This is a genomic window from Bradyrhizobium sp. 197 (genome assembly GCF_023073375.1).
GTDB lineage: Bacteria > Pseudomonadota > Alphaproteobacteria > Rhizobiales > Xanthobacteraceae > Bradyrhizobium.
The window spans coordinates 15,083-36,710 of the sequence record NZ_JADPJJ010000012.1 but is presented as its reverse complement, the minus strand read 5'-3'; the positions used below and the strand labels follow the sequence as shown (position 1 = coordinate 36,710).

24 protein-coding genes are annotated in these 21,628 nt (G+C 64.2%); 11 read left to right on the top strand and 13 right to left on the bottom strand.

Features of this window, described 5'->3' with window-relative positions; translation table 11 throughout:
* Nucleotide 1: 1 nt before the first annotated feature.
* A complete protein-coding gene (locus tag IVB27_RS04480) occupies nt 2–1,153 on the top strand; it encodes an ABC transporter substrate-binding protein (RefSeq protein ID WP_247343993.1) in 1,152 nt (383 codons plus the stop codon).
* 74 nt (nt 1,154–1,227) lie between these two features.
* Here the strand turns inward: IVB27_RS04480 and IVB27_RS04475 are convergent, their stop codons facing one another.
* Both IVB27_RS04475 and IVB27_RS04470 read right to left on the bottom strand, forming a co-directional pair.
* Nucleotides 1,228–1,956, bottom strand: coding sequence for a glutathione S-transferase family protein (locus IVB27_RS04475; RefSeq protein WP_247441723.1), 729 nt, complete (start codon nt 1,954–1,956; stop codon nt 1,228–1,230).
* Between the two features lie 38 nt (nt 1,957–1,994).
* A complete protein-coding gene (locus IVB27_RS04470) occupies nt 1,995–2,300 on the bottom strand; it encodes a hypothetical protein (RefSeq protein WP_247441721.1) in 306 nt (101 codons plus the stop codon).
* A 113-nt stretch (nt 2,301–2,413) separates the two neighbouring features.
* Between IVB27_RS04470 and IVB27_RS04465 the strand changes: the two genes are divergently transcribed.
* Together IVB27_RS04465 and IVB27_RS04460 are read left to right on the top strand one after the other, a co-directional pair.
* Nucleotides 2,414–3,112, top strand: coding sequence for a helix-turn-helix transcriptional regulator (locus IVB27_RS04465; protein ID WP_247441720.1), 699 nt, complete (start codon nt 2,414–2,416; stop codon nt 3,110–3,112).
* Nucleotides 3,113–3,117: 5 nt separating this feature from the next.
* Entirely contained in the window at nt 3,118–3,441 is a 324-nt protein-coding gene (locus tag IVB27_RS04460) for a YkgJ family cysteine cluster protein (RefSeq protein WP_247441718.1), read from the top strand.
* A 54-nt stretch (nt 3,442–3,495) separates the two neighbouring features.
* Here the strand turns inward: IVB27_RS04460 and IVB27_RS04455 are convergent, their stop codons facing one another.
* Together IVB27_RS04455 and IVB27_RS04450 are read right to left on the bottom strand one after the other, a co-directional pair.
* Nucleotides 3,496–3,891 (bottom strand): hypothetical protein, encoded by a 396-nt coding sequence (locus IVB27_RS04455; protein ID WP_247441717.1) that lies wholly within the window; start codon nt 3,889–3,891, stop codon nt 3,496–3,498.
* Between the two features lie 275 nt (nt 3,892–4,166).
* Nucleotides 4,167–4,514 (bottom strand): DUF3307 domain-containing protein, encoded by a 348-nt coding sequence (locus IVB27_RS04450; RefSeq protein ID WP_247344354.1) that lies wholly within the window; start codon nt 4,512–4,514, stop codon nt 4,167–4,169.
* 403 nt (nt 4,515–4,917) lie between these two features.
* Between IVB27_RS04450 and IVB27_RS04445 the strand changes: the two genes are divergently transcribed.
* The 4 genes from IVB27_RS04445 (at nt 4,918) to IVB27_RS04430 (ending at nt 8,720) form a co-directional block, all read left to right on the top strand.
* Nucleotides 4,918–6,363: a TAXI family TRAP transporter solute-binding subunit gene (locus IVB27_RS04445; RefSeq protein WP_247441715.1), complete on the top strand. Its 1,446-nt coding sequence runs from the start codon at nt 4,918–4,920 to the stop codon at nt 6,361–6,363.
* A gap of 120 nt (nt 6,364–6,483) precedes the next feature.
* Nucleotides 6,484–6,702, top strand: coding sequence for a hypothetical protein (locus IVB27_RS04440; protein WP_247441713.1), 219 nt, complete (start codon nt 6,484–6,486; stop codon nt 6,700–6,702).
* A gap of 110 nt (nt 6,703–6,812) precedes the next feature.
* Nucleotides 6,813–7,922: a cyclic nucleotide-gated ion channel gene (locus tag IVB27_RS04435; RefSeq protein ID WP_247441711.1), complete on the top strand. Its 1,110-nt coding sequence runs from the start codon at nt 6,813–6,815 to the stop codon at nt 7,920–7,922.
* Nucleotides 7,923–7,934: 12 nt separating this feature from the next.
* On the top strand, nt 7,935–8,720 hold the full coding sequence (locus tag IVB27_RS04430; RefSeq protein WP_247441709.1) for an enoyl-CoA hydratase/isomerase family protein: 786 nt from the start codon (nt 7,935–7,937) through the stop codon (nt 8,718–8,720).
* On the opposite strand, the gene IVB27_RS04425 is transcribed toward IVB27_RS04430, so the two are convergent.
* A complete protein-coding gene (locus IVB27_RS04425) occupies nt 8,721–9,155 on the bottom strand; it encodes a DUF6157 family protein (protein WP_247441707.1) in 435 nt (144 codons plus the stop codon).
* A gap of 17 nt (nt 9,156–9,172) precedes the next feature.
* Nucleotides 9,173–9,820 carry a glutathione S-transferase family protein gene (locus IVB27_RS04420; protein WP_247441706.1) on the bottom strand — a complete coding sequence of 216 codons (648 nt, stop codon included), beginning with the start codon at nt 9,818–9,820 and terminating at the stop codon, nt 9,173–9,175.
* 83 nt (nt 9,821–9,903) lie between these two features.
* On the opposite strand from IVB27_RS04420, the gene IVB27_RS04415 reads away from it, so the two are divergent.
* Both IVB27_RS04415 and IVB27_RS04410 read left to right on the top strand, forming a co-directional pair.
* Nucleotides 9,904–10,923: a helix-turn-helix transcriptional regulator gene (locus tag IVB27_RS04415; protein WP_247441705.1), complete on the top strand. Its 1,020-nt coding sequence runs from the start codon at nt 9,904–9,906 to the stop codon at nt 10,921–10,923.
* 99 nt (nt 10,924–11,022) lie between these two features.
* Nucleotides 11,023–11,256 carry a hypothetical protein gene (locus tag IVB27_RS04410; RefSeq protein ID WP_247441704.1) on the top strand — a complete coding sequence of 78 codons (234 nt, stop codon included), beginning with the start codon at nt 11,023–11,025 and terminating at the stop codon, nt 11,254–11,256.
* Between the two features lie 57 nt (nt 11,257–11,313).
* Here IVB27_RS04410 and IVB27_RS04405 read toward each other — a convergent pair whose 3' ends face one another.
* The 3 genes from IVB27_RS04405 to IVB27_RS04395 form a co-directional block, all read right to left on the bottom strand.
* Nucleotides 11,314–12,261, bottom strand: coding sequence for a fatty acid desaturase (locus tag IVB27_RS04405; protein WP_247441703.1), 948 nt, complete (start codon nt 12,259–12,261; stop codon nt 11,314–11,316).
* A gap of 57 nt (nt 12,262–12,318) precedes the next feature.
* Nucleotides 12,319–13,293: an alpha/beta fold hydrolase gene (locus IVB27_RS04400; protein ID WP_247441701.1), complete on the bottom strand. Its 975-nt coding sequence runs from the start codon at nt 13,291–13,293 to the stop codon at nt 12,319–12,321.
* 154 nt (nt 13,294–13,447) lie between these two features.
* A complete protein-coding gene (locus tag IVB27_RS04395; protein ID WP_247441754.1) occupies nt 13,448–14,251 on the bottom strand; it encodes an MBL fold metallo-hydrolase in 804 nt (267 codons plus the stop codon).
* A gap of 180 nt (nt 14,252–14,431) precedes the next feature.
* Here IVB27_RS04395 and IVB27_RS04390 point away from each other — a divergent pair, with 180 nt between their 5' ends.
* On the top strand, nt 14,432–15,631 hold the full coding sequence (locus IVB27_RS04390) for an MFS transporter (RefSeq protein WP_247441699.1): 1,200 nt from the start codon (nt 14,432–14,434) through the stop codon (nt 15,629–15,631).
* A gap of 47 nt (nt 15,632–15,678) precedes the next feature.
* Here IVB27_RS04390 and IVB27_RS04385 read toward each other — a convergent pair whose 3' ends face one another.
* The 3 genes from IVB27_RS04385 to IVB27_RS04375 form a co-directional block, all read right to left on the bottom strand.
* Complete coding sequence (locus tag IVB27_RS04385) at nt 15,679–16,686, bottom strand: zinc-dependent alcohol dehydrogenase family protein (protein ID WP_247441698.1); 1,008 nt, start codon at nt 16,684–16,686, stop codon at nt 15,679–15,681.
* Nucleotides 16,687–16,701: 15 nt separating this feature from the next.
* Nucleotides 16,702–18,315 (bottom strand): acyl-CoA synthetase, encoded by a 1,614-nt coding sequence (locus IVB27_RS04380; protein WP_247441696.1) that lies wholly within the window; start codon nt 18,313–18,315, stop codon nt 16,702–16,704.
* Nucleotides 18,316–18,429: 114 nt separating this feature from the next.
* On the bottom strand, nt 18,430–19,197 hold the full coding sequence (locus IVB27_RS04375) for a FadR/GntR family transcriptional regulator (RefSeq protein ID WP_247441694.1): 768 nt from the start codon (nt 19,195–19,197) through the stop codon (nt 18,430–18,432).
* 164 nt (nt 19,198–19,361) lie between these two features.
* On the opposite strand from IVB27_RS04375, the gene IVB27_RS04370 reads away from it, so the two are divergent.
* Nucleotides 19,362–20,567, top strand: a complete 1,206-nt coding sequence (locus tag IVB27_RS04370; RefSeq protein WP_247441693.1) for an ABC transporter substrate-binding protein — start codon at nt 19,362–19,364, stop codon at nt 20,565–20,567.
* A 47-nt stretch (nt 20,568–20,614) separates the two neighbouring features.
* Here the strand turns inward: IVB27_RS04370 and IVB27_RS04365 are convergent, their stop codons facing one another.
* Nucleotides 20,615–21,559, bottom strand: coding sequence for a helix-turn-helix domain-containing protein (locus IVB27_RS04365; RefSeq protein WP_247344054.1), 945 nt, complete (start codon nt 21,557–21,559; stop codon nt 20,615–20,617).
* Nucleotides 21,560–21,628: the final 69 nt, after the last annotated feature.

Below are 21,628 nucleotides of genomic sequence, written 5' to 3'. Positions count from 1 at the left end.
GATGAAACGCTTTTACCTGACCGCTGCCGTCACCGCGGCCGCGCTTGCGCTGCCGGCCCTGCCCGCACTGGCCCAGACCACCGAGATCACCATCGGCATCACCACGACCACCACCGGCCCGGGCGCGGCGCTGGGCATTCCCGAACGCAACGCGCTGGAGTTCGTGCCGAAGGAAATCGGCGGCGTGCCGCTGAAGGTGATCGTGCTCGACGACGGCGGCGATCCCACTACCGCGACCACCAACGCCCGCCGCTTCGTCACGGAATCCAAGGCCGACATCATCATGGGCTCGGCGCTGACGCCGCCGACCATCGCGGTCTCCAACGTCGCCAACGAAGCCGGCATCCCGCATTTCGGCCTCGCACCGTTCCCGATCACACCGGAGCGCATGAAGTGGTCGGTGGCGATGCCGCAGCCGATTCCGATCATGGGCAAGGTGCTCTACCAGCATATGAAGTCGAAGGGCGTGAAGACGGTCGGCTATATCGGCTATTCCGACTCCTACGGCGACCTCTGGTTCAACGACTTCAAGGCCCAGGGCGTGCCGATGGGCATGACCCTTGCTGACGAAGAGCGCTTTGCGCGGCCCGACACCTCGGTGACCGGACAGGTGCTGAAGCTCGTCGCCGCCAATCCCGACGCGATCCTGGTCGGAGCCTCCGGCACCGCGGCCGCACTGCCGCAGACCGAGCTGCGCGAGCGCGGCTATCAGGGTCTGATCTACCAGACCCACGGCGCGGCCAGCATGGATTTCATCCGCATCGCGGGCAAGGCCGCGGAAGGCGTGCTGATGGCTTCGGGCCCGGTGATGGACCCGGAAGATCAACCCGATGAAGCCGCGACCAAGAAGCCGGGCCTGGCGCTCAACTCGGCCTACGAAGGCAAGTACGGCCCGAACAGCCGCAGCCAGTTCGCCGGCCATTCCTACGATGCCTTCGAGATCCTGAAGCGCGTGATTCCAACGGCGCTGAAGACGGCCAAGCCCGGCACGCCGGAATTCCGCGAAGCAATCCGCCAGGCACTGCTGTCGGAGAAGGAAATTGCTGCAAGCCAGGGCGTCTACAATTTCACCGAAAAGGACCGCTACGGCCTCGACGACCGCTCGCGCATCTTGCTGACGGTGAAGAACGGCAAGTACACGCTGGTGAAGTAGACGCGGCGATAGTTCGAGACAACGAGAGCCGGCCCAATGGGCCGGCTCTTTTCATTTGCGATCCTTGAGCGGCGTCAGGCCGCCTGCCGCAGCGGCGTCCAGGCGAACTCGGGATAGTAATGGTCCATCATCCGGTCGACATAGGCGGTGAGATTCGGAAATCCTTCGGCGCGACGGCGCAGTCCGGATTCGAAGAACGGCGTCAGGATCCCGGCAAGCGCGCCGAAGGCGGTGGCATCGACACCGCAGGGCTTGTTGCCCATCAGATAGGACTTGTCGCCGAGCTGCACCGAGAGCGCAAACAGCGAGCGCACGGCGAGATCGACGTCGTCATCGGGCGCGTGGCGGCCGAGGCCGGAGAGCAGATAGTTCTCGGCGACACGGAATTGCGCGTCCTCACGCAGCTTCTCGCGAGCGTGCTCCGGCGCGCCGTCGAAGAAATGCGCAGGCCCCTTGGCGAAATTGACCGGATCGACCCAGCGCGCCCCGACCAGCGCAAAATAAACGTGATGCTCGATCATGCGCTCGAATGCCCAGGCCTGTGCGCGTTCGGCAAGCGACAGGCCGGCGTCGAAATCGAAGCCGTAGCGGCGCTCGATATGGGCGCGGATGAAGGTGGAATCCGCCACCGCCTCGCCGCCATCGTCGATGAAAGGCAGCTGCCCCTTGGGAGAGGCGGGCGGCATCGCCCGCTCCTTCCGGCAGGGCAGTCCCGCCATCTTGAGCTGCACTTCCGTCTTGGTGACAAAGGGGCTGATTTCCGGCAGGCCGAAGCCGGTGCCAAAGCCGTAAAGCGTGATCATGAAGGCTCTCCTGAAACGACCGAAAGAGTTGAGGGAACTTAACCGCCGGCTGCTGCCACCATGGTGGCAGCAGCCGTGATATCTTCTGCGAAACGGGCCCCTCGCCAGGCGCGGGCCATGACATGCCGGACCAGCGCGTCCGCAGCCTGGACCAACGAGCGAGCCACCACGGTCGCGAGCGCAAGGCGGAGGTCGATGACCATGAGATCAAGGGATACGAGGCGGCGGGACGCCCATGCGTACCAGGCCCTGACTTGCCAATGCTGGGCTCTCCAAGGCTGGACCTGCGAAGGCTGGGTCCGCCACAGCGCAGCGGCCGGGCCGAAATGGGTTGGAATGATCATGGACAAATCCTCTTCAGTCGACGTGTTGTCCCGGTATAGAACTCCCCTGCTGCCAACATCCTGTCAGCAGCCGCGCGCCGCCTTCTGAAAAAACAAGCGACAAGAGACCCGTCATGAGACGCGCCGACCGGCTGTTTCAAATCATCCAGGTGCTGAGGCGCACGCGTAAGCCGCTGACTGCGGACGCCATCGCGTCCGAGCTCGAGACCTCGAAGCGCACGATCTATCGCGATATCGCGACGCTGATCGGCCAGCGCGTGCCGATCCGCGGAGAAGCCGGCATGGGCTACATCCTGGAAAAGGGTTTTGACCTCCCGCCTTTGATGCTGACACCCGAGGAGATCGAGGCGGCGGTGCTGGGCGCGCAATGGGTCGCCGGCCATGCCGATCCCGCGCTGGCGCGCGCGGCTGAAGATTTGATGGCCAAGATCGCGGACACCGTCCCTGAGCGCCTGCGTCCCTTTGTGCTGGAGCCGGCAAGCCGCGCACGGCCGAGCTGGAACAGGGAGCCGGACCGCCTGGACATGGTGCGCACGCGCACCCAGATCCACGAAGGCAGGAAGATCATGCTGCGCTATCGTGACGAGCAGGGCCGCGCCAGCGAGCGCATGATCTGGCCGATTTCGGTCGGCTATCTCGAAGCCGTGCGCCTGCTCGCGGCCTGGTGCGAGCTACGCGGCGACTTCCGCAGCTTCCGCACCGACCGCGTGGTGGATGCGAGCTATCTCGACGACAGATATCCGGAGCGGCGCGACGTGCTGCGCGCGAAATGGCGGCAGAGCCTGGTCTGGGGCCCGCCAAAGGACACGTGACGACGATGGACGAGAACTCCCCCATCGACCTGTCGAGTTGCTGCCAGGGTTGCGGCGCCTGCTGCGGCTATTCGGCGAACTGGCCGCGCTTCTCGATCGAGAGCGACGAGGAGCTTGCCGCGATTCCCGAAACGCTGGTCAACGACCGCCAGTCCGGCATGCGCTGCGAGGGCGATCGCTGTTCGGCGTTGCAGGGAGAGATCGGAAAGCAGACCGCATGCGGCATCTACCAGGTGCGGCCGGAGGTCTGCCGCACATGCATGCCGGGCGACGCCGAATGCGCGATGGCGCGGCGGAAATTCGGGCTGCCGATTATCGCGAACGCATGATCCGGAAAAGTGTGCAGCGGTTTTCCGTCAAGATCATGCGCCAGCAAATGAGGCTCAGGCCGGAACGGCTTCGCTGATCTCGTCGTCGATCTCGTCGTCCAGCGGTGCGAGCACCGAGAGCGGCTTGGTCGACAGCGTGATCGGCTTGCGGCCACCCGACGACGGCGAGGATTTCGCCGCGCCTTCGCGCGCCAGCGCGTAGAGCGTCGAGCCGACGCGGCCGCCGCTCTCGATCAGGTCGCGCTCGTTGCAACTGCCTGCGATCGCGACTGCCAGCGAATGCAGATGGCTGCGGCGATAGCAGAACAAGGCCAGCATGGCGCGGACCTCAGGGGTAACAGTCTCAACCAGCCTCGGCAGACCGCTCTCATTGGCGCGATACATCTCGCCAAGGAGTTCGTCGCGGACCGGGCAGAAATCGCTTTCAAAGGCGTCGCGGCTTGAAAACATTGCAGTTCTCCCTCGTGGGGGAAGATGCAGTGCAATTCTCTAATGAAAGGTTAACCACGCTGCCCGGTAGTCACCCGGGGTCCTTGCGCCCTGACCGCGTATCAGAGGGCCGGCAAGGGTTTTCTCCGTGGCCATCCTTCGAGACGCCCGCCTCCGGCGGGCCCTCAGGATGAGGCCGGTTTCTGCTGAAAGATTCTCACCCCTCATGGTGAGGAGGCGCGAAGCGCCGTCTCGAACCATGCAGGCCCGACAGCCACTCCAGAGGGCCGCCGGCCTCAGTTCGCCGCCATGAAGATCGACAGGCCGAAGCCGGTCAAATGGTGCAGGGCCTGGTCGACACCGATCAGGGTCCAGAACCAGGGATGCGCAAGGTCGACACCGAAATTGGCCGAGACGAGGCCCTTGGCGCGGTCGATCGTGATGTGGATCACGAAGTCGATCAACGCCACAAACCAGAATTTCGGCGCCACGATCAGGATCAGCGGCAGCGCAACCGCAAGGTGAATCAGGCAATGCACCAGGAGCGGCAGGGCCCAGCCGTGCTTCTGGTCCTTGCCTTGCGCCATCCAGGCGGTCTGCAGAACGAAATCGGCGATGATGTGCTTGAAGGTGAGCAGCAACATCCAGCCAATGAGCGCTTCGACCGGAACCGCCGATGACAGGGATGGAAACGACAAAGCTGACGCCCTCATTGACGTGAGAAGAAGAATTGGAGCGTGCAGCGCAACCTCTTCCTGGACCGGTCAATTCGCCGGGACTTGCGATTTATGACATTTCCCGCGGCGGAATGCAGCCGGGGGAACCGGAAAATCGCCAACTGTGGCAAACTGGTGATAGGATGACCAATGGCCGCGGCCGAGTTGAGTAAGGTTACCTTCGGCTCGAAATTTGCTTTCCGCGACCTGCGCGCTATCATTGTCAGTAGAATATCGTTCCTTTTTCAGACGTTTACGAATTACGGGGCGTCCGCAGCGATCCACTTCCGCGAGCCGGCCGCCGTTGGAAGAATAAGGCCAGAGTGCTGCCATGAGTACTGAGGGCCCTACCTCGTCGCCGATCGAGCCACCGCCCCGGCGACCCAAGGTGATCAAGACCAATCAGCAGCAGGTCTTCCTCTACGTCGTGCTGACCCTGCTGTTGTCGCTTGCCACCGTCTGGGGCGGCCGCGCGCTGGTGCACAATTCGGAGACGCTGATCTTTGCCGTCGGCGCCCCCAACAGCGACGAGGCGCTGTTCGCGGCCAAGCTTGCCGCTGTCCTGAAGAACAACACCTCGCGCTTCCGGATCAAGATCGTCAACAACGCCGACAACGCCAAGGCGATCGCCCAGTTCGACCGCAAGCAGGCCGACCTCGCCGTGCTGCGCACCGACGCCAAGGTGCCGCTGCGGGCACGCACGCTCGCGATCCTCGAGCACGATCTCGTGCTGCTGCTCGGGCCCGGCAACAAGAAGATAAAGTCGCTCGCCGAGTTGAAGAAGAAGAAGGTCGCCGTCCTCGCCGACAACGAAGCCTCGCTCGCCTTCGTCCGCGGCATCCTCGACGTTCCCGATGGTCCGGACGCGGCGAAGATCCAGATGGCGCCGCAGGGCGCAACGCTCGACAAGCTGTTCGCCCCCGCAAGCGGCTTTGGTGCGGTCGTCGCCATCGTCCACGCCTCGAAGGCGGTGCGGGACAAGGCCTATGAGCAGGTCGCCAAGCGCGGCGGCTTCACACTGAACGCGATTGACGAGGCGAAGGCGCTGGCGCGCAAGATCCCCGGCATTTCCAGCGAGACGCTGACGGCGGGCACGCTGTCTGCATCGCCGGAAATTCCCGACGACGATCTCGACACGATCGGGCTCGAATGGCTGCTGGTGACGCAATCAAAGATGTCGCCGGCCGCCGCGGGCGAGCTGGCGCGCACCGTCTATGAGAACAAGTCCGCGCTCGGGCTCGACAGCGGCTTTGCCAGCCGAATCGAGCCCGCCTCCGTCGAGAAGGACGCCTTCGTGATGGCGCATCAAGGCGCTGCCGACTACATCAACGATGACACCAAATCGTTCATGGATAAGTACAGCGACCTGATGTATCTGGGCGCTGCCGCGCTCAGCGTCATCGGCTCGATCTTCGCCGCGATCTACGCCAAGATCACCCGGATCGCACCGGAGAAGGCCAGCGAGCTCTCGACCGCCATCCTCGACATCGGCGAGCGGATCGAGCACGCCCATTCGCTGGACCAGCTCGAATGTCTCCAGGACGAGCTGGAAGGCATCTTGCGCGGCGCGGTGATCGGCTTGCGGGACGGTACGATCAGCACCGACGGACTCGACACCTTCAAGCTCGGCTACGAATTCGTCCGCGACGAGATCGGCATGCGCCGCGATTACCTCAAGCGCCATGCCGGCGAGGGCGAGAAGGCCACTCAGGATGTGGCCCCTCCCCAGCACGACGAGGGCAATATCGTGGTGGTGAAGACTGCTCAGAGTGCCTGACCTATCGATCTGAAGTCTTGCGCGGCGCGTTGCCGGCATTTTCCACAAGCAACCAGGCCGGGTTCGGGAACCGTCTTGCCTCCACAACCGTTGCCTCCTGGATACAACCGGAGACCGCGCATGCGTGCACTCCTCATCATCTTCCTGCTGGGAATGCTGACGGCAGTTAGCTATTTCGCTTATTCCGCGATGACGGTCGGGGGCGAGCCGATCCCGACGGAAGGCTATGTGGCGCTGGCGCTGGGGGCCGGGTTTTCCGTTGTTGTCGGCGTAGGCTTGATGGTGCTGCTGTTCTTCAGCAGCCGTCGCGGCTACGACGAACCGCCGCATTTCAGGTAACGGCTCGCGGAACGGCAGGCCGCTCTCGTTGACGGCCTCGGCCCGGGCAGGCACTTTGGCACCGAGGTTCCAGCCGGGACCGCAAAGCACAAACCGAGCCGCCTTTCCGCATGTCCAAGCCGCTGATCTCCGCTCTGGCCCAGTTCGCGGCCGCCACGGCCGGCCGCAACATGACCAGGGCAGCCTATGTGGCGGTCGGCGTCGGCGCGCTCGGCATGGTGCTGCTGACGGTCAACCCGGCCTATGAGACGGCGCATCGCTGGGTCGATGCCCTGCTTTGGACCTGCCTCGTCTATTTCGTGTTCGAATGGGTGGTCCGGCTGCGCCATATGGCGCGACAGGGGCGCCTCGCACTCTACATGTCCTCTTCCGCCGGGCTGGTCGACGCGCTCGGGGCTCTCGCCGTGCCGGCCGCGCTGATTGTCGGGCTCGAGCCGAAAACGGCGTGGCTACTCAGCGTGCTCTGGGTGTTGAAGGTGGTGCCGGGCATTCCCGGCCTGCGGCAGCTCCGCCGCGTGCTGGTGCTGGAATCGGGGCCGCTGGTCAGCGTGCTCGTGATTTTCCTGATGGTGGTCTTCCTGGCCTCGGTCGCCGAATATTTCCTGGAGCGGGACGTGCAGCCCCAGACTTTCGGCAGCGTGCCGGCCGCGCTGTGGTGGGCTGTCGCAACTCTGACGACGACCGGCTATGGTGACGTCGTGCCGGTGACGCCGCTTGGCCGCATGGTGGCCGCGCTGGTGATGATCTCCGGCCTCGGCGTGTTCGGTCTCTGGACCGGTATTTTGGCCACCGGCTTTGCCGCAGAGACCCGGCGCGACAATTTCCTCAAGACCTGGGAATCCGTCAGCAAGGTACCGTTCTTCGCAGCGCTCGGACCGGCGGCCATCGCCGACGTCACCCACATGCTGCGGACCATGGAGCTGCCGGCGCGCACCATGATCATCCGCAAGGGTGCGCAGGGCGACTGCATGTATTTCATCGCCGCCGGCGAGGTCGAGGTCGACCTGCCCGGCAAGAAGGTGCAGCTCGGCGACGGCGCCTTCTTCGGCGAGATGGCGCTGCTCGGCAACAATTTGCGCGGCGCCAACGTCTCGACCACCAAGGTGTCGCGGCTCCTGGTGCTCGACCTCGTCGACTTTCGCGTGCTGATGGCCCGGCACCCAGATCTCGCCGAGACCATCGACACGGAAGCAAAGCGCCGCGCGCTCGAAAACAAATAACAGGAGACAAGAATGTCGGACATCACCGACGCGGCCTCTGGCCCCGTGCTCGAAATCATGGGCGCACGCGCCACCATCCGCCTCAACCGACCCAAACATCTCAACCGGCTCCAGGCCGAGGATCTCGGCGAGCTGGTGAAATTGTTCGACCGGATCGAGGCCGATCCCGATATCCGCGTGCTGGTGCTGACCGGCACCGGGCGCGCCTTTTCCGCGGGCTATGATCTCAACTCGGTCGCCGAGCGCGCGGTCAGCGCGAACGAGCAGCAGAGCGCGGGCTCCGCCTTCGAGATGATCGTCAACCGGCTGGAGGACCTCGGCGTGCCCTCGATCTGCCGGCTCAACGGCGGCATCTATGGCGGCTCGACCGACCTCGCGCTTGCCTGCGATTTCCGTATCGGCGTCGACACCGCCGAGATGTTCATGCCGGCGGCACGGCTCGGGCTGCATTATTACAGGAGCGGCATCAAACGCTACGTGACGCGGCTCGGCCTCGACAATGCGAAAAGACTGTTCCTGACCGCGCAGAAGATCAGCGCGCCGGAGATGCTGCGGATCGGCTATCTCACCGCGATGGTAGCGGTGGAATTTTTGGATGAAGAGGTCGACAAGCTCGCCGGCATCCTTGCCGGCAACGCGCCGCTGGCGATGCGCGGCATGAAGCGCGCGATCAACGAATTCGCCCGCGGCGAATTGGACGAGCAAGCCGCCGATCAGCGCCACCGCGACAGCATGCGCGGCGACGAGATCAAGGAAGGCATCAAGGCGTTCGCGGAGAAGCGACCGCCAGAATTCTGATTACGCCCGCTTCGACCGCATCGCGCGCACCTGCGTGAGCTTGGGATCGCGGACAAGCTCCTGGTAGCGTTTGCTGTCGATGGCGTAGATCGCGATCCGGCCCTCGCTATCGGCATGAACGCCCCAGCCGAAGCGCTTGCCCAGGCTCGATGCCCTCATGCACGCCTGCCCCCGGGAGAAGAACGCTTCACGGGCCGCATGCTTCTCCGCTTTCGCCGCCTTCACAGCGAGCTCGCGTCCCGGCGCAGACGTCGCGAAGATCACGTCGTCGGACGTGTATTTGTAGGGTGCCTTGGCGATCATCAGATATTGCAGGCACGCCACCGTCGGCTTTCCCGCGCGCAGCGGCGGCTCCTCGCCAGTACGCGCGAGACAGTCTTCGGCAACCCGGATGAAGGTGTTGAAGCAGTTGGTCGTGTGCATCTGCGTCGTCATCCGCAACCCTGGATCACTCATCCCCCAGCAGCCGCCGCGGCATGCTGAGCCGCCATCTCGGCATCGGCCGCAGTGATGCGCTGGAACGCAGGCCGCGAGGTCATGCGTTCGGCATAGCTGACGAACACATCCTTCTTCGGCACGATGCCGAACATCATGGTCCAGCTGAACGCGACACCCCACAAGACATCTGCGGCCGTCATGCGTTCGCCGAGCAGATACGGCCCGTTCGACAGCTGCGCCTCGAGCGCACCCAGCATGGTGTCATAATCGGCATAGGGCGACTGCGTGATTGGCGCCGGCTCGCGCTGCATGAACTTGTCGATCAGGGCCGGCTCGAACGAAGCGCCGTAGTAGGCGATCCAGCGCAGATAAGGGCCGCGCAGCGGATCGTTCAGCGCGGGCGTGAGCCCTGCCTGCGGAAACAGATCGGCGAGATAGATGGTGATCGCGACCTGCTCGGTCACGAGCTGCCCGCCGTGGCCGATCGCCGGCACCTTGCCGAGCGGATTGATGGCGAGATAGGCCGACTTGCGCTGCTCGCCGGCCTTCATGTTGAGGAGATGGAGATCGTAGGGCGCCCCCAGCTCCTCCAGCAGCACGCGCGTGCCGGTGGCGCGGCTTTGCGGCGAATAATACAGCGTGATGCGGTTCGAATCGGTCATGGCAGGTCTCCATCTGGCCGGCTGGCGATGGCCTTGTAGCGGACCATACCTGACATCTTGTGTCAGGTATGGTTTAAGGGATCATGCGCGCGAGCCGGATGCTGTCAATCCTCACCACGCTCCAGGCCAAGGGGCAGGTCACTGCGCCCGAGCTCGCGGAGGCCTGCGAAGTCTCGGTGCGCACGATCTATCGCGACATCGACGCGCTCTCGGCCTCCGGCGTCCCCGTTTATGCCGACCGCGGCGCGGAGGGCGGCTATCGCCTCCTCGACGGCTATCGCGTGCGGCTGAACGGCTTGTCGCAGAGCGAGGCGGGAGCGCTGTTCCTGACCGGATTGCCGGGCCCGGCCGCCGCGCTCGGGCTCGATGCCGCGATGATCGCCGCGCAGAACAAGCTGATGGCAGCGCTGCCCGCAAATTTGCGCGAGGATGCCAGCCGGATGCAGGAGCGCTTTCATCTGGACGCGCCGGGCTGGTTCGGCGAGGCGGAAGAGCCAAGGCATCTGCGCACCATCGCCGGCGCGGCTCTGCGCGGGACGCTGATAAAAATCCGCTACCAGAGCTGGCGCGCCGAGAAGCAGCGCCGCGTCGCGCCGCTCGGCCTCGTGCTGAAGGGCGGCAGCTGGTATCTCGCAGGTTTGGTCGACGGCAGCGTGCGCACCTATCGCGTCGCGCGCGTGCTCGACTGCACGGCGCTCGACGATCACTGCGAGCGTCCCGCCGATTTCGATCTCGCGGCCTATTGGCGGGACGCAACGCTGCGCCTCGAGGCCGAGATGCATCCCAATGTCGCGGTCGTCCGGCTATCGCCCTTCGGCGTCAAGCTGCTCGACGCGCTGAGCCAGCCTTACGTCAGGGCGCGTACGCAGGTTGAGGACACCGCCGATGCAGACGGCTGGCGCATTGCCAGAGTGCCGACCGGAAAGACGTCATGGCACGCTGCGGCCGAATTGTTGCGGCTCGGGCCCGAGGCCGAAGTGCTGGAGCCGGCCGATCTGCGCGAGAAGATGGCGGAGCTGACACAGGCGATGGCTGCGCGCTACCGCGCGGCGCGGAAAACATGGCGGCGGCGTAACCCGCCGCGACCGACGAAACACTCCTGAAACACGATTCTCCGCTCGCGGCATGAACGCATTCGCGTTTCGGCTCGACCGAGATGCAGGGACACAACAACGGCCCTTGCGCCACACTGGAGAATGAAAATGTTTCGTAAGCTTGCTCTTGGTCTGATCGCTGCCGGCTCGCTCGGCGTTGCCGCTCTCGCGCCGACCGCCGCGTCGGCCCATGGCTTCCATCATCACTGGGGTCCCGGCTGGGGCTTTGGCGGCATCTATGTCAACACCGGCGTCAACAATTGCTACCAGGAGCGCGTCATCCAGACCCGCCACGGCCTGCGCGTCCGCATGGTGAATGTCTGCGCCTACGGCGCCTACTGATTGATCGCCTCCACGACAAAGCTCCGGTCGCGCCGCGACCGGAGCTTTGCGTTTGCGCTAGCCGGCCTGCCGCTGCCGGCGAAACCAGACCCAGGTCTCGCGCGTCGTTCTGATGTAGCCGCGGCCACGGTAGAGGATCTCGCCGTCGACGATCCCGTTCAGCTTCGGCAGCGCGTGGAAGGGAATCGAGGGATAGGCGTGGTGCTCGACGTGATAGGGCATATTCCACGTGAACCATTTGACAATCGCGCCGGTATAGGTGGTGCGGGTATTCTGAAAAGCGCTGCGGGTGCGATCGCAGCCGGTGTGCTCGGCATAGAGATACGGCCGCAGGAAGAGTTGCCCGATCATCAGCGGAACGATCCAGACCCAGAGCAGCAGTGCCGACGAGAACCAGAGCGACAGCACGAGCAGCAGCGCATAGAGCGCGACATAGGCACGCGCCTCGGTCACGATGATGGCGCGCCTGTTCTCGGGGATCCAGGGCACGACGACCTTGCCGGTGACGGCATGGCCGAACATCAGCCAAACGCGGCCGACGACCTGAAGCAGGCCGCTATAGGCGAGCGCGAGCTGCGTGTCGGACTTCGGCTTCACGCCGACGACCAGCTCGGGATCCTTGTCCGGATCCTGGGTGTAGCGGTGATGGTCCCAGTGGAACAGGCAGTAATATTCGTAAGGCAATCCGATAATGAAGCCTGAGAGATAGCCGACCGCGAGGTTGAGGCCGCGGCTTCTGAACGCGGTCTTGTGCGCGGTCTCATGCACCGCCATGAACAGGAAGGCGACGAAATATCCCTGCAGGGCCACCAGTGGCAGCGCCCAGAGGACGCCGTATGTCGCGGTAACCTTCCATACCAGCGCGCCGACCAGCGTGATCAGGCCGTAATGGCAGAGGCTGCGCGCTGCGCCCTGAAAATTGGAGCGCGACGACAATTCGCGCAGCATCGCCGGTGACAGCGGCTTCAGGCGATGGCCGGACTCTGAAACGGCTGCGTCGCTCATGATCGGATGCCTGCCCTACTTGCCGAGGAGTGTTGCAATCTCGGCCTTGATGAAGGCCTAATCGCGCGGATTGTTGACGGGGTTGCCGGCGCGATGGCCGTGCAGCGACGGGATCGGATGCAGCGCCGCTGATTTCGCGTTGACCAGCCGGCCGAGTTCGTCCTCGTTGTCGCGGACGTCGAAATAGCGATCGGTCGCGCCCGGCATCAGCAGCATGTGCGCCTTGACCGCACCGAGCGCGCGATCGAAATCGCCGTCGAATGCGGTGCAGCGGCTGACATCGCCGTTCTGCCAGATGCCGATCTGGGCCAGGAGATCGTTGGCGTCGCGCCGGGCAAACGCCGGGTCCCATGCGCGGACGAGATAATCGTCCAGCGAGGCGAAGCCCGCTTCGCGCCAGATCTCGTCGCGATAGAAACCGTGCGACATCGCCCAACCCGCGTAGACGCGCCCCATGGCGCGATAGCCAGCGACAGGCTTCTCGACGAAGCGGCCGTCGCGGAAGGCCGGATCGGCGGTCAGCGCGGCCTTCACGCTTTCCAGGAAGACGTAATTATAGGGCGCGCAGCGGGCACTGCCGCAGACAACAGCCGCGCGCTCGACCATATCGGGATGCAGCGCCGCCCAGTGATAGGCCTGCATGCCGCCCATCGACCAGCCATAGACCAGGGCAAGCTTGGAGATGCCGAGCCGCTCGGTGAGCAGCCTGTGCTGAACCGCGATGGCATCGTGATAGGTCATCATCGGGAACGACGCCGCCGTATTCGACGGCGAGGACGACAGTCCGTTACCGAACAGGTTCGGGATCACGATGAAATAACGTGTGGAGTCGAGCACGCCGTCGGGGCCGATCAGCCACTCGGTGTCGGTGTGCTGCGCGCTGAACGAGGTCGGATAGAGAATGACGTTGTCCTTGGCGGGACTAAGCCGGCCGTAGGTCTTGTAAGCGAGCTGGAGCAAAGGGAAGACGGCGCCGGACTGGAGCGTGACGTCGCCCGCCTCGAAGATCTCGTAGTCGCGGTCCGCCGTCATGCGTCCAACTCCCGCTCACGCGCCAAGCGCGCCGCCGAAACGGCGATGCATCGATCATGCCGTTCCCGCAGACGCATCGTTGCGCCACGCTTAATAACTGTACTTATAGTCCATTTATTGTGAACCGGCAAGATGAATCCGATCGCGCGGCGGCTCAGGCGATGGCCGCCAGATAGCGCGCGACAGACGCCGCGAATGCGAGCTTGGCGCCTGCGGCGATGTTGCGGCCCCACCACGCACCGTAGATGCGATCGAACGCCAGCGGCTCGACCGCAGCTGCAATCCGTCTTACCGCCGCGGCATTGAGTGGCATGTAGTTCGGATAGGAGTACATGAAGCTGACGAAGCGGCGATCCATCGTCACCTGAGCGATATCGCCGGTGAGCAGCGCACCCCTGCTGCCCGCACCGCGCGCATGGTGCAGCATGGTGGCACCGGCGAAATGACCGCCGGTGCGCTGGAGCAGCACATCGTCGGAGATACGATGGCTTTCACCGGTCCAGTGCACGATCGATGAATGTGGACGCGTCACCCATTGGCGATCATCGGCATGCAAATAGACCGGCACCCCGCCGAACGCCTCGCTCCAGTCGGCCAGCGCGCCATAGTAATGCGGATGCGAGATCGCAATCGCCTTCAGCCCGCCGAGTGACCGCACATGCGCGATCGCCTCCGGCGTCGCCAGCGGTACGCAGTCCCACATCAGGCAGCCGCCCGCGAGCGGCACCAGCAGCGCGCGCTGGCCGATGGCAAAGCTTGGCTCGAGCGCGATGCCGGTCAGGCCGAGATCCTCGCGCCAGACCAGGCGGTGACGTTCTCCGAGCGCCTCGCGCGTGAGGAAAGTTTGCCCCTTCCAGCCGACGAATTGCCGTTCGTCCTCGCAAATCGGACAGGACGGGGGCGGATTTTCGCCGTCCGGGAATTGCGCGCCGCAGGTTTCGCAGGTCCAGAGGGGCATGATCATGATCCAGAACGAGACCGGAACGGCGCGAGGCAACATTCCCGTCCTCAATCGCAGGCGCGGCCGGAACCAACGCGCTGAGCGCAGGTTACTTTCTGGTCCGCCCCGGCGCAATTGGCCGGCCGTCAGTCTTGCACGAGACCATAGTCGGTTGGCAGCAATACGTTCAGCGTCTCGATGACATCGCGCCCCGCCCCGTCCCGCCTCTGGCCGCTGTTCGCAGTCAACTTCTTCATGGCCGATATGCAGTCGGGCATCGGGCCGTTCGTCGGAGTGTTCCTTCAGGAGCGCGGCTGGGCGAGCGGGCTGATCGGCACCGCGATGACGATCGGCAATGTCGCAGGCATGCTGGTCACGACGCCGATTGGCGGGTTCATCGATTCCAGCCGCAACAAGCGCCTGTGGGTGGTCATCCCCGGCATCTGCGTGGTGCTTGCGTCCGCGATCATCCTGATCTCGCAGAATTTCTGGGCGGTGACGTTCTCGCAGGTCGCACAATCGCTGGCGAGCGCCGCGATCGTGCCGGCCGTCACAGGTATCACGCTCGGCATCGCGAAACAGAAGGGATTCAATGCTCTGAACGGCCGCAACCAGGCGTTCAACCATGCCGGCAACATGGTCGGCGCGGCGCTGTCGGGCTATCTCGGCTATCAATTCGGCTACGTCTCGGTGTTCGTGCTGGCCGCCGCGTTCGGCGCCATCGCGATCGCCTGCGTGCTGATGATACCGGCCAAGACGATCGACGACCGCGCCGCGCGCGGCAGCAAGGAGGATGACCCCGACAGCCAGCCGGATGCGCTCACGATCCTGCTCAAGCACAAGGCGCTGCTCGTCCTTGCGCTGGCTCTCGCCCTCTTCCATCTCGGCAACGCCGCGATCGTTCCGCTTTACAGTCTTGCGGCGGTGGCCGACGGACAGGCCAACGGCCCGAGCTTCGTCGCCACCACCGTGGTGATCGCACAGGGCGTGATGATCGTCACCTCGCTGATCGCCATGAAGGTCGCGAGCAAGCGCAATTACTGGCCCGTCATCCTCGTCTCCTTCATGTTCCTGCCGATTCGCGGCGTGCTCGCCTTCTTCGTTACGGGATGGTGGGGCGTCGTGCCGATGCAGGTGCTCGACGGTATCGGCACCGGGCTCCAGACGGTTGCCGTCCCCGGCATGGTCGCGCGCTCGCTCAACGGCACCGGCCGCATCAATCTCGGCCAAGGCGCCGTCATCACCGTGCAGGGCGTTGGCGCGAGCCTCAGTCCCGCCCTTGGCGGCTGGATCGCACAATGGATCGGCTATGGCCCGACCTTCCTGCTGCTCGGCGGCTTCGGGCTCGCTTCGATGGCGCTGTGGCTGGCGTTCGGCGCGGCCGTGAAGAAGTATTGAGAGCGTCATTGCGGGACGAGCGCTCGCTCCGACGTCCCAGCGCATTCCTAAGAGAACTCCACCACGATCTTGCCGAAATGGCCACCCTGCTGCATCAGCCGCAGCGCGTCGGGCACGGCGTCGAAGCCGAACACGCGGTCGATCACGGGCTTCATGCCATTGCGGTAGATCGCAGCACTCATACCTTCGAACATGCGGCGGCTGCCGACAGACAGACCAATGACGTGCAGGTTCTTGGAAAACAGGCTCGGAATCGCGATCTGCTGGGAGAAGCCTGTGAGCACGCCGATCACCAGGATGTTGCCACCGACCCGCGCCGCCTCGAGCGATTGCGCAAAAGTATCCTTGCCACCGACCTCGACGACATGATCGACGCCGCCACCGGTCCACTCCGAAGCCGCCTTGCCCCATTCGGGCAACGAACGATAGTTGATGGTGTGATCCGCTCCGAGCGCCTTGGCACGTTCGAGCTTCTCGTCGCTCGACGAGGTCACGATCACGCTCGCACCGGCGAGCTTTGCGAATTGCAGCGCAAAGATCGACACACCGCCGGTACCCTGCACCAGCACCGTGTCACCGGGCTGCACCTTGGCCTCCTCGAACAGCGCGCGCCAGGCGGTTAGCCCGGCACAGGGCAGCGTCGCCGCTTCCCGGAAAGACAGATGCAACGGAATATGGGCGACGCCCTCGGCGGCGAGCACCATGACCTGCTGAAGCACGCCGGGCCGTGTGCCGCCGAGCGCATAGCGACGGCTGGTGGCCGACACCTTCCCGTCGATCCAGGATTGGAAGAACATCGGACAGACGCGATCACCCACCGCGACGCGGACAACGCCATTACCGACGGCGATCACCTCGCCGGCGCCATCGGAGAACGGGATCAACGGCAATCTGGTGACGCCGCCCTTCCCCTGCACCGTGAGCAGGTCGCGATAATTCACAGATGCCGCCCGTATGCGCACCGCGACCTGCCCCGCGCCAGGTGTGGGCTCGGGCAGATCGGCCAGCTGCATGCCCTCGATCGACCAGTCACGCGCAACCTGCCAGGCTTTCATGGCGATCGCTCCGCCTCAGGTGCCAAAATTTGTCTGGATCGCCTTGTCGAGCGTCTCGCCCCCGACGAAGCGCTGGCGCAGCTCGCGCTTGAGCAGCTTGCCGCTCGGGTTCTTGGGCAAGGCATCGACGAAGATGACGCGCTTGGGCACCTTGAAATGCGCCATCTGGCCGGCGCAGTGCTTGATGACGGAATCTTCGTCGAGCTTCTCGCCGCTCTTGACCACGACGATGGCAGTCACCGCCTCGATCCAGCGCGGATCGGGCAAGCCGACGACGGCGACTTCGGACACCGCGGGGATGCGATAGACCATCTCCTCGACCTCGCGGCTGGCGACGTTCTCGCCGCCGGTCTTGATCATGTCCTTGACGCGATCGACCACGGTGATGTGGCCCTCTTCATCGACGATGGCGAGGTCGCCCGAGTGAAACCAGCCGCCGGAGAACGCCGCCGCCGTCTTGACGGAGTCGTTGTAATAGCCGGAGAGCAGATGCGGCGAGCGGTGCACGATCTCGCCGACCTCGCCGATCTTGACGTCCTCCATCGACGTGGTGACGACTCGCGTCTCGACATTGAGCACGGGCTTGCCGGCCGAGCCCGCCTTGCGCAGCTGGTCCGCAGGACCCAGCACGGTCGCGAGCGGCGCTATCTCGGTCTGGCCGTAGAAATTCCAGAACTTGACGTTGGGCAGGCGGCGCTGGAGCTCGAGCAACACCTCCACCGGCATGATCGAGGCGCCGTAATAGCCCTTCTGAAGCGTCGACAGGTCGGCCTTGTCGAAGTTCGGCGAGCGCAGCATCGCGATCCAGATCGTCGGCGGCGCGAAGAAGGACGTGATCTTGTGCGCCTGGATCAACGACAGAATGTTGTCGGCGGTCGGCTTGCCCGTGATCACGCCGGAGGCGCCGAGATAAATTTGCGGCCCCAGGAACACGTCAAGCTGCGCGCAGTGATAGAGCGGCAGCGCGTGCAGGAATTTGTCCTCCACGCTCATGCCGCCGTCGATGATGCAGCTGACATATTGCCACATCACGGCATCATGGGTCAGCATCGCGCCCTTGGGCAGGGACTCCGTGCCGCTGGTGTAGACGATCTGCGCGAGATCGCGGCTGTCGACGGACGCCTCCAGGAACGAAGCGTCGGGGCTGAGGAGATCGTCGAAGGTGGTGAGGCCCGCGGGCGCCGTGGCCGGATCCTCGCCCGGCAGCCAGATCAACTTTTCGACCGCACAGTCCCTGGCGCTTGCGGCGCGCGCGGGCTCGACGAAATCAGGACCGGCCGCGATCAGCTTTGCGCCGGAGCTCTTCAGGATGAAGTTGATCTCGTCCGGATTGAGCATGAAGTTGATCGGCACCAGCACCGCGCCGATCCGGGCCACCGCGAACCGGAGCGCCGCAAAGGCGTGCGAATTGCGCGACAGCACGGCGAGGCGGTCGCCCTTCTTGACGCCGAGGCCGAGCAGACCGCGGCTGAGCCGGTTGCAGATCGCGTCCATCTCGGCAAACGTCCAGCTCACATTGCCACAGCTCACCGCAAGCCTGTCCGGCTCGCGACCCGCCGAACGGCGCAGAAGATCGCCGATGGAATGCTCGCGGGCCTTCGAGATGGTGGCTACGATGTCGCCGGTCATGTGTCCCTCCGTGTGATGTCTTTTTTTGCTGGATTTTGCTTGAAGTCTTGCGGCTTGTCTTTTCTTGCGCATGATCCTCCCGGAAAACCGCTCCACATTTTTCCGGATCATGCGCTATCTGCGTCGGACCGCTTGCGCGTGCTCCATGTACATATGCTCGACGGAACGGTCGAGCGAAGCGATCTTCTCGAAACCGCGCCGCCAATCCTGCAAGTGCCGGCGCGTCCAGAGCACGCCCGCCTCGCGGTCGCGGCGCTGGATCGCCTCGATGAGATGGCGATGCGCGGCGACGAGGCGCGGGCCGCCTTCGGCCACACCAGCGACGATCATCTCGGTGGTCGGATAGAACAATTGCGCGGCCGGCTCACGCGCGAGCTGGAGCACGCGGTTCTGCGAGGCCTTGGCAACCAGCACGTGGAATTCGGCATCGCATTCGGCAAGCATCGCGGGATCGCCGACCACGGCCTCGCTGCGCACGAGGTTATCGGCGAGCTCTGCGAGGTTCTCCTCCGTCGCCCGCTCCACCGCGCTTTCGATGCTCGCCACTTCGAGCGTCATCGAGGCCTCGTAGAGCTCGCGGAAAGTGACCTCGTGCAGCACAAGCGCGCGACTGAGACGGCTCGCGAGCTTGGTGTAGCGTGGCAGGCAGGCATGCAGCCGTCGCGAGGAATCGCGGCTGATCAGCCCGCCCTCCTCCAGCACGCGAATGCCTTCGCGAATGGTCGAACGGTTGACGCCGAACTGGCGCACCAGATCGTGCTCGGTGCCGATGGGATCGCCCGGCTTGATGCGGCCATTGACGATCTCGCGCTCGATGGCGTCGGCGACCTTCTGATAGGCGGGCGCGACATCGATCGGACGGAAGAGCGGCGCGAGAGGCAAATCTGGCTCCAATGGCGTTTGTCGGACAAACTATAGGAACGGCGGTGGGCGCGTCAAACTGCGTCATTCGTGCCGACGATGCAACAAATTGACTCCTGAGGAACCCGCCTCTAACTTTGTCGGACAAAGGGACAGCATAGTCCCGCTCAAGAGGAAACGTATCCATGAGACCTATCGCAGCATTCGTGTCTGCGGCCGGCTTGCTGTCGGCTGCCCTGATCACCCCCACCTCCGCCCAGCAGGCGCCGCTCAAGATCGGCGTGCTCTCCGACTTCTCCTCGGTCTATTCCGACATCGGAGGCCAGGGGAATGTCGAGGCCACCAAAATGGCGATCGAGGATTTTGGCGGGCAGATGTTCGGCAAGCCGATCGACATGGTCTCTGCCGATGTGCTGAACAAGCCCGACGTCGCCTCGACCATCGCGCGAAAATGGTGGGAGACCGAAGGCGTCGACATGATCATCGACCTGCCGACATCGGCCACTGCGCTCGCGGTGATGGAGCTGTCGAAGCAATACGAGAAGATCATGATCGTGACGGATGCCGCGAGCTCCGACATTACCGGAAAGTCCTGCTCGCCCTACACTGCGCACTGGACCTACGACACTTATTCCAACGCGCACACGGTCGGCAGCGCCATCGTCAAGAACGGCGGCGACAGCTGGTTCTTCCTCACCGCCGACTATGTATTCGGCCATTCGATCGAACGCGACACCGGCGACGTCGTGAGGGCCGCCGGCGGCAAGGTGCTCGGCAGCGTCAAGCATCCGCTCAACACCGCGGACTTCTCATCCTTCCTGCTCCAAGCCCAGGCCTCCAAGGCCAAGATCATCGGGCTGGCGAACGGCGGCGGCGACACCATCAACGCAATCAAGCAGGCCGGTGAATTCGGCATCGTCGCCGGCGGCCAGAACCTGGCTGCGATCGTGATGTTCATCTCCGACGTGCACAGCTTAGGGCTAAAGCTCGCGCAGGGACTGATCATCACCGAGGCCTATTACTGGGACCTCAACGACAAGACCCGCGCCTTCGGCAAGCGCTTCATGGAGCGCGTCAAGCGCATGCCGACGATGAACCAGGCAGCGACCTACAGCGCGACGCTGCATTACCTGAAGGCGGTGCAGGCCGCAGGCACAAAGGACACCAAGACGGTGATGGCCAAGATGCGCGAGCTGCCGGTGAAGGACGCCTTCACCGACAACGGCGTCTTACGCGAGGACGGCCGCATGGTGCACAGCATGTACCTGTTCCAGGTGAAGAAGCCCGAGGACTCGAAAGGGCCTTGGGACTATTACAAGCTGCTCGCCGAGGTGCCTGCCGACCAGGCCTTCCGTCCACTCAAGGACGGCGGTTGCCCGCTGGTGAAGTAATGCTTTCGCAACGACCGACCTGCATCGCCTCGCGCGGTGCAGGTCCTTTAACGCCGTCGCAAGTCGGATGGGCTGTGCCCGAATTTCCTACGAAAGACCGTGCTGAAGTACGACGAGCTGCTGAATCCCAACTGATAGGCAACTTCGGTGATCGACAGGGAGCGCAACTCGGGACGGGTCAGGACGTCGTAACAGCGCTGCAGCCGGCGATCCAAAATCCATTCGGACACCGAGACATCGGTGAGCCGAAAGAGATAATGCAGATGCCTGAGCGAGACGCCGTTGTTCTTTGCGACCTTCTCGAGCGACAGGTCCGCGTCCGTGAGGTGCGTCTCGATCCAGGCTTTGACCGAACGCAGACGGGCCTGCTGCGCGCCGGCATCCTCCGAGAATTCGTCCCGGTCGCCCATGTCGAGCGCGAGCGCCAGCACGTCCATCAGCTCACCGCCGAGCCGGGTCCTTACGGTCTCATCCAGCGGACCTCCTTGCGCCGCGAGCGTGGCGCAGAACTCGGCGGCAATCCGTCCGAGGCCCCGGCTCGTCGCCATCGTCGTGACGACAGGCAGGCGTCCGTCGCTGAAGCGCGCCGAGAATTCCTGGCGCGGAATCTCGAGGTAGAGCGATCGCACCTTGCCGATGCACTCCAGATCATAGGCCTCCGAGGCCGAGAAGATCGCGCCCATACCGGGATTCGAGAGCAGGGTCTGGCCGGCCTGGAGGACGTTGACCCGGCCCTGCTGGACGAACTCGACGTAGTAGCAATCCTTGTCGAGCTTCGCGATATGCCGCTCGCGTCGGGATATGCGCTGTTCGGACAGCAGTACGTCTGTCATCGTAACTGCGCCGAACCGCGCCTCGCGAATGAAGCCGTGGTAGTCGGATCGCTCCTCGGCATTTACGTCGACATGGACGTAGACATCGCAAATAGCGCCTTGCCACGCAGCGTAGCGCTTGGACGGCTCCAGATCGTCTGTCGAAAATACCAGGTTCATCGTCGGCCCATCCATTGCGAGGCCAGGATGAACGTCGTTTGTGCATCGCACAAGTCGGCCAGGCAAAGA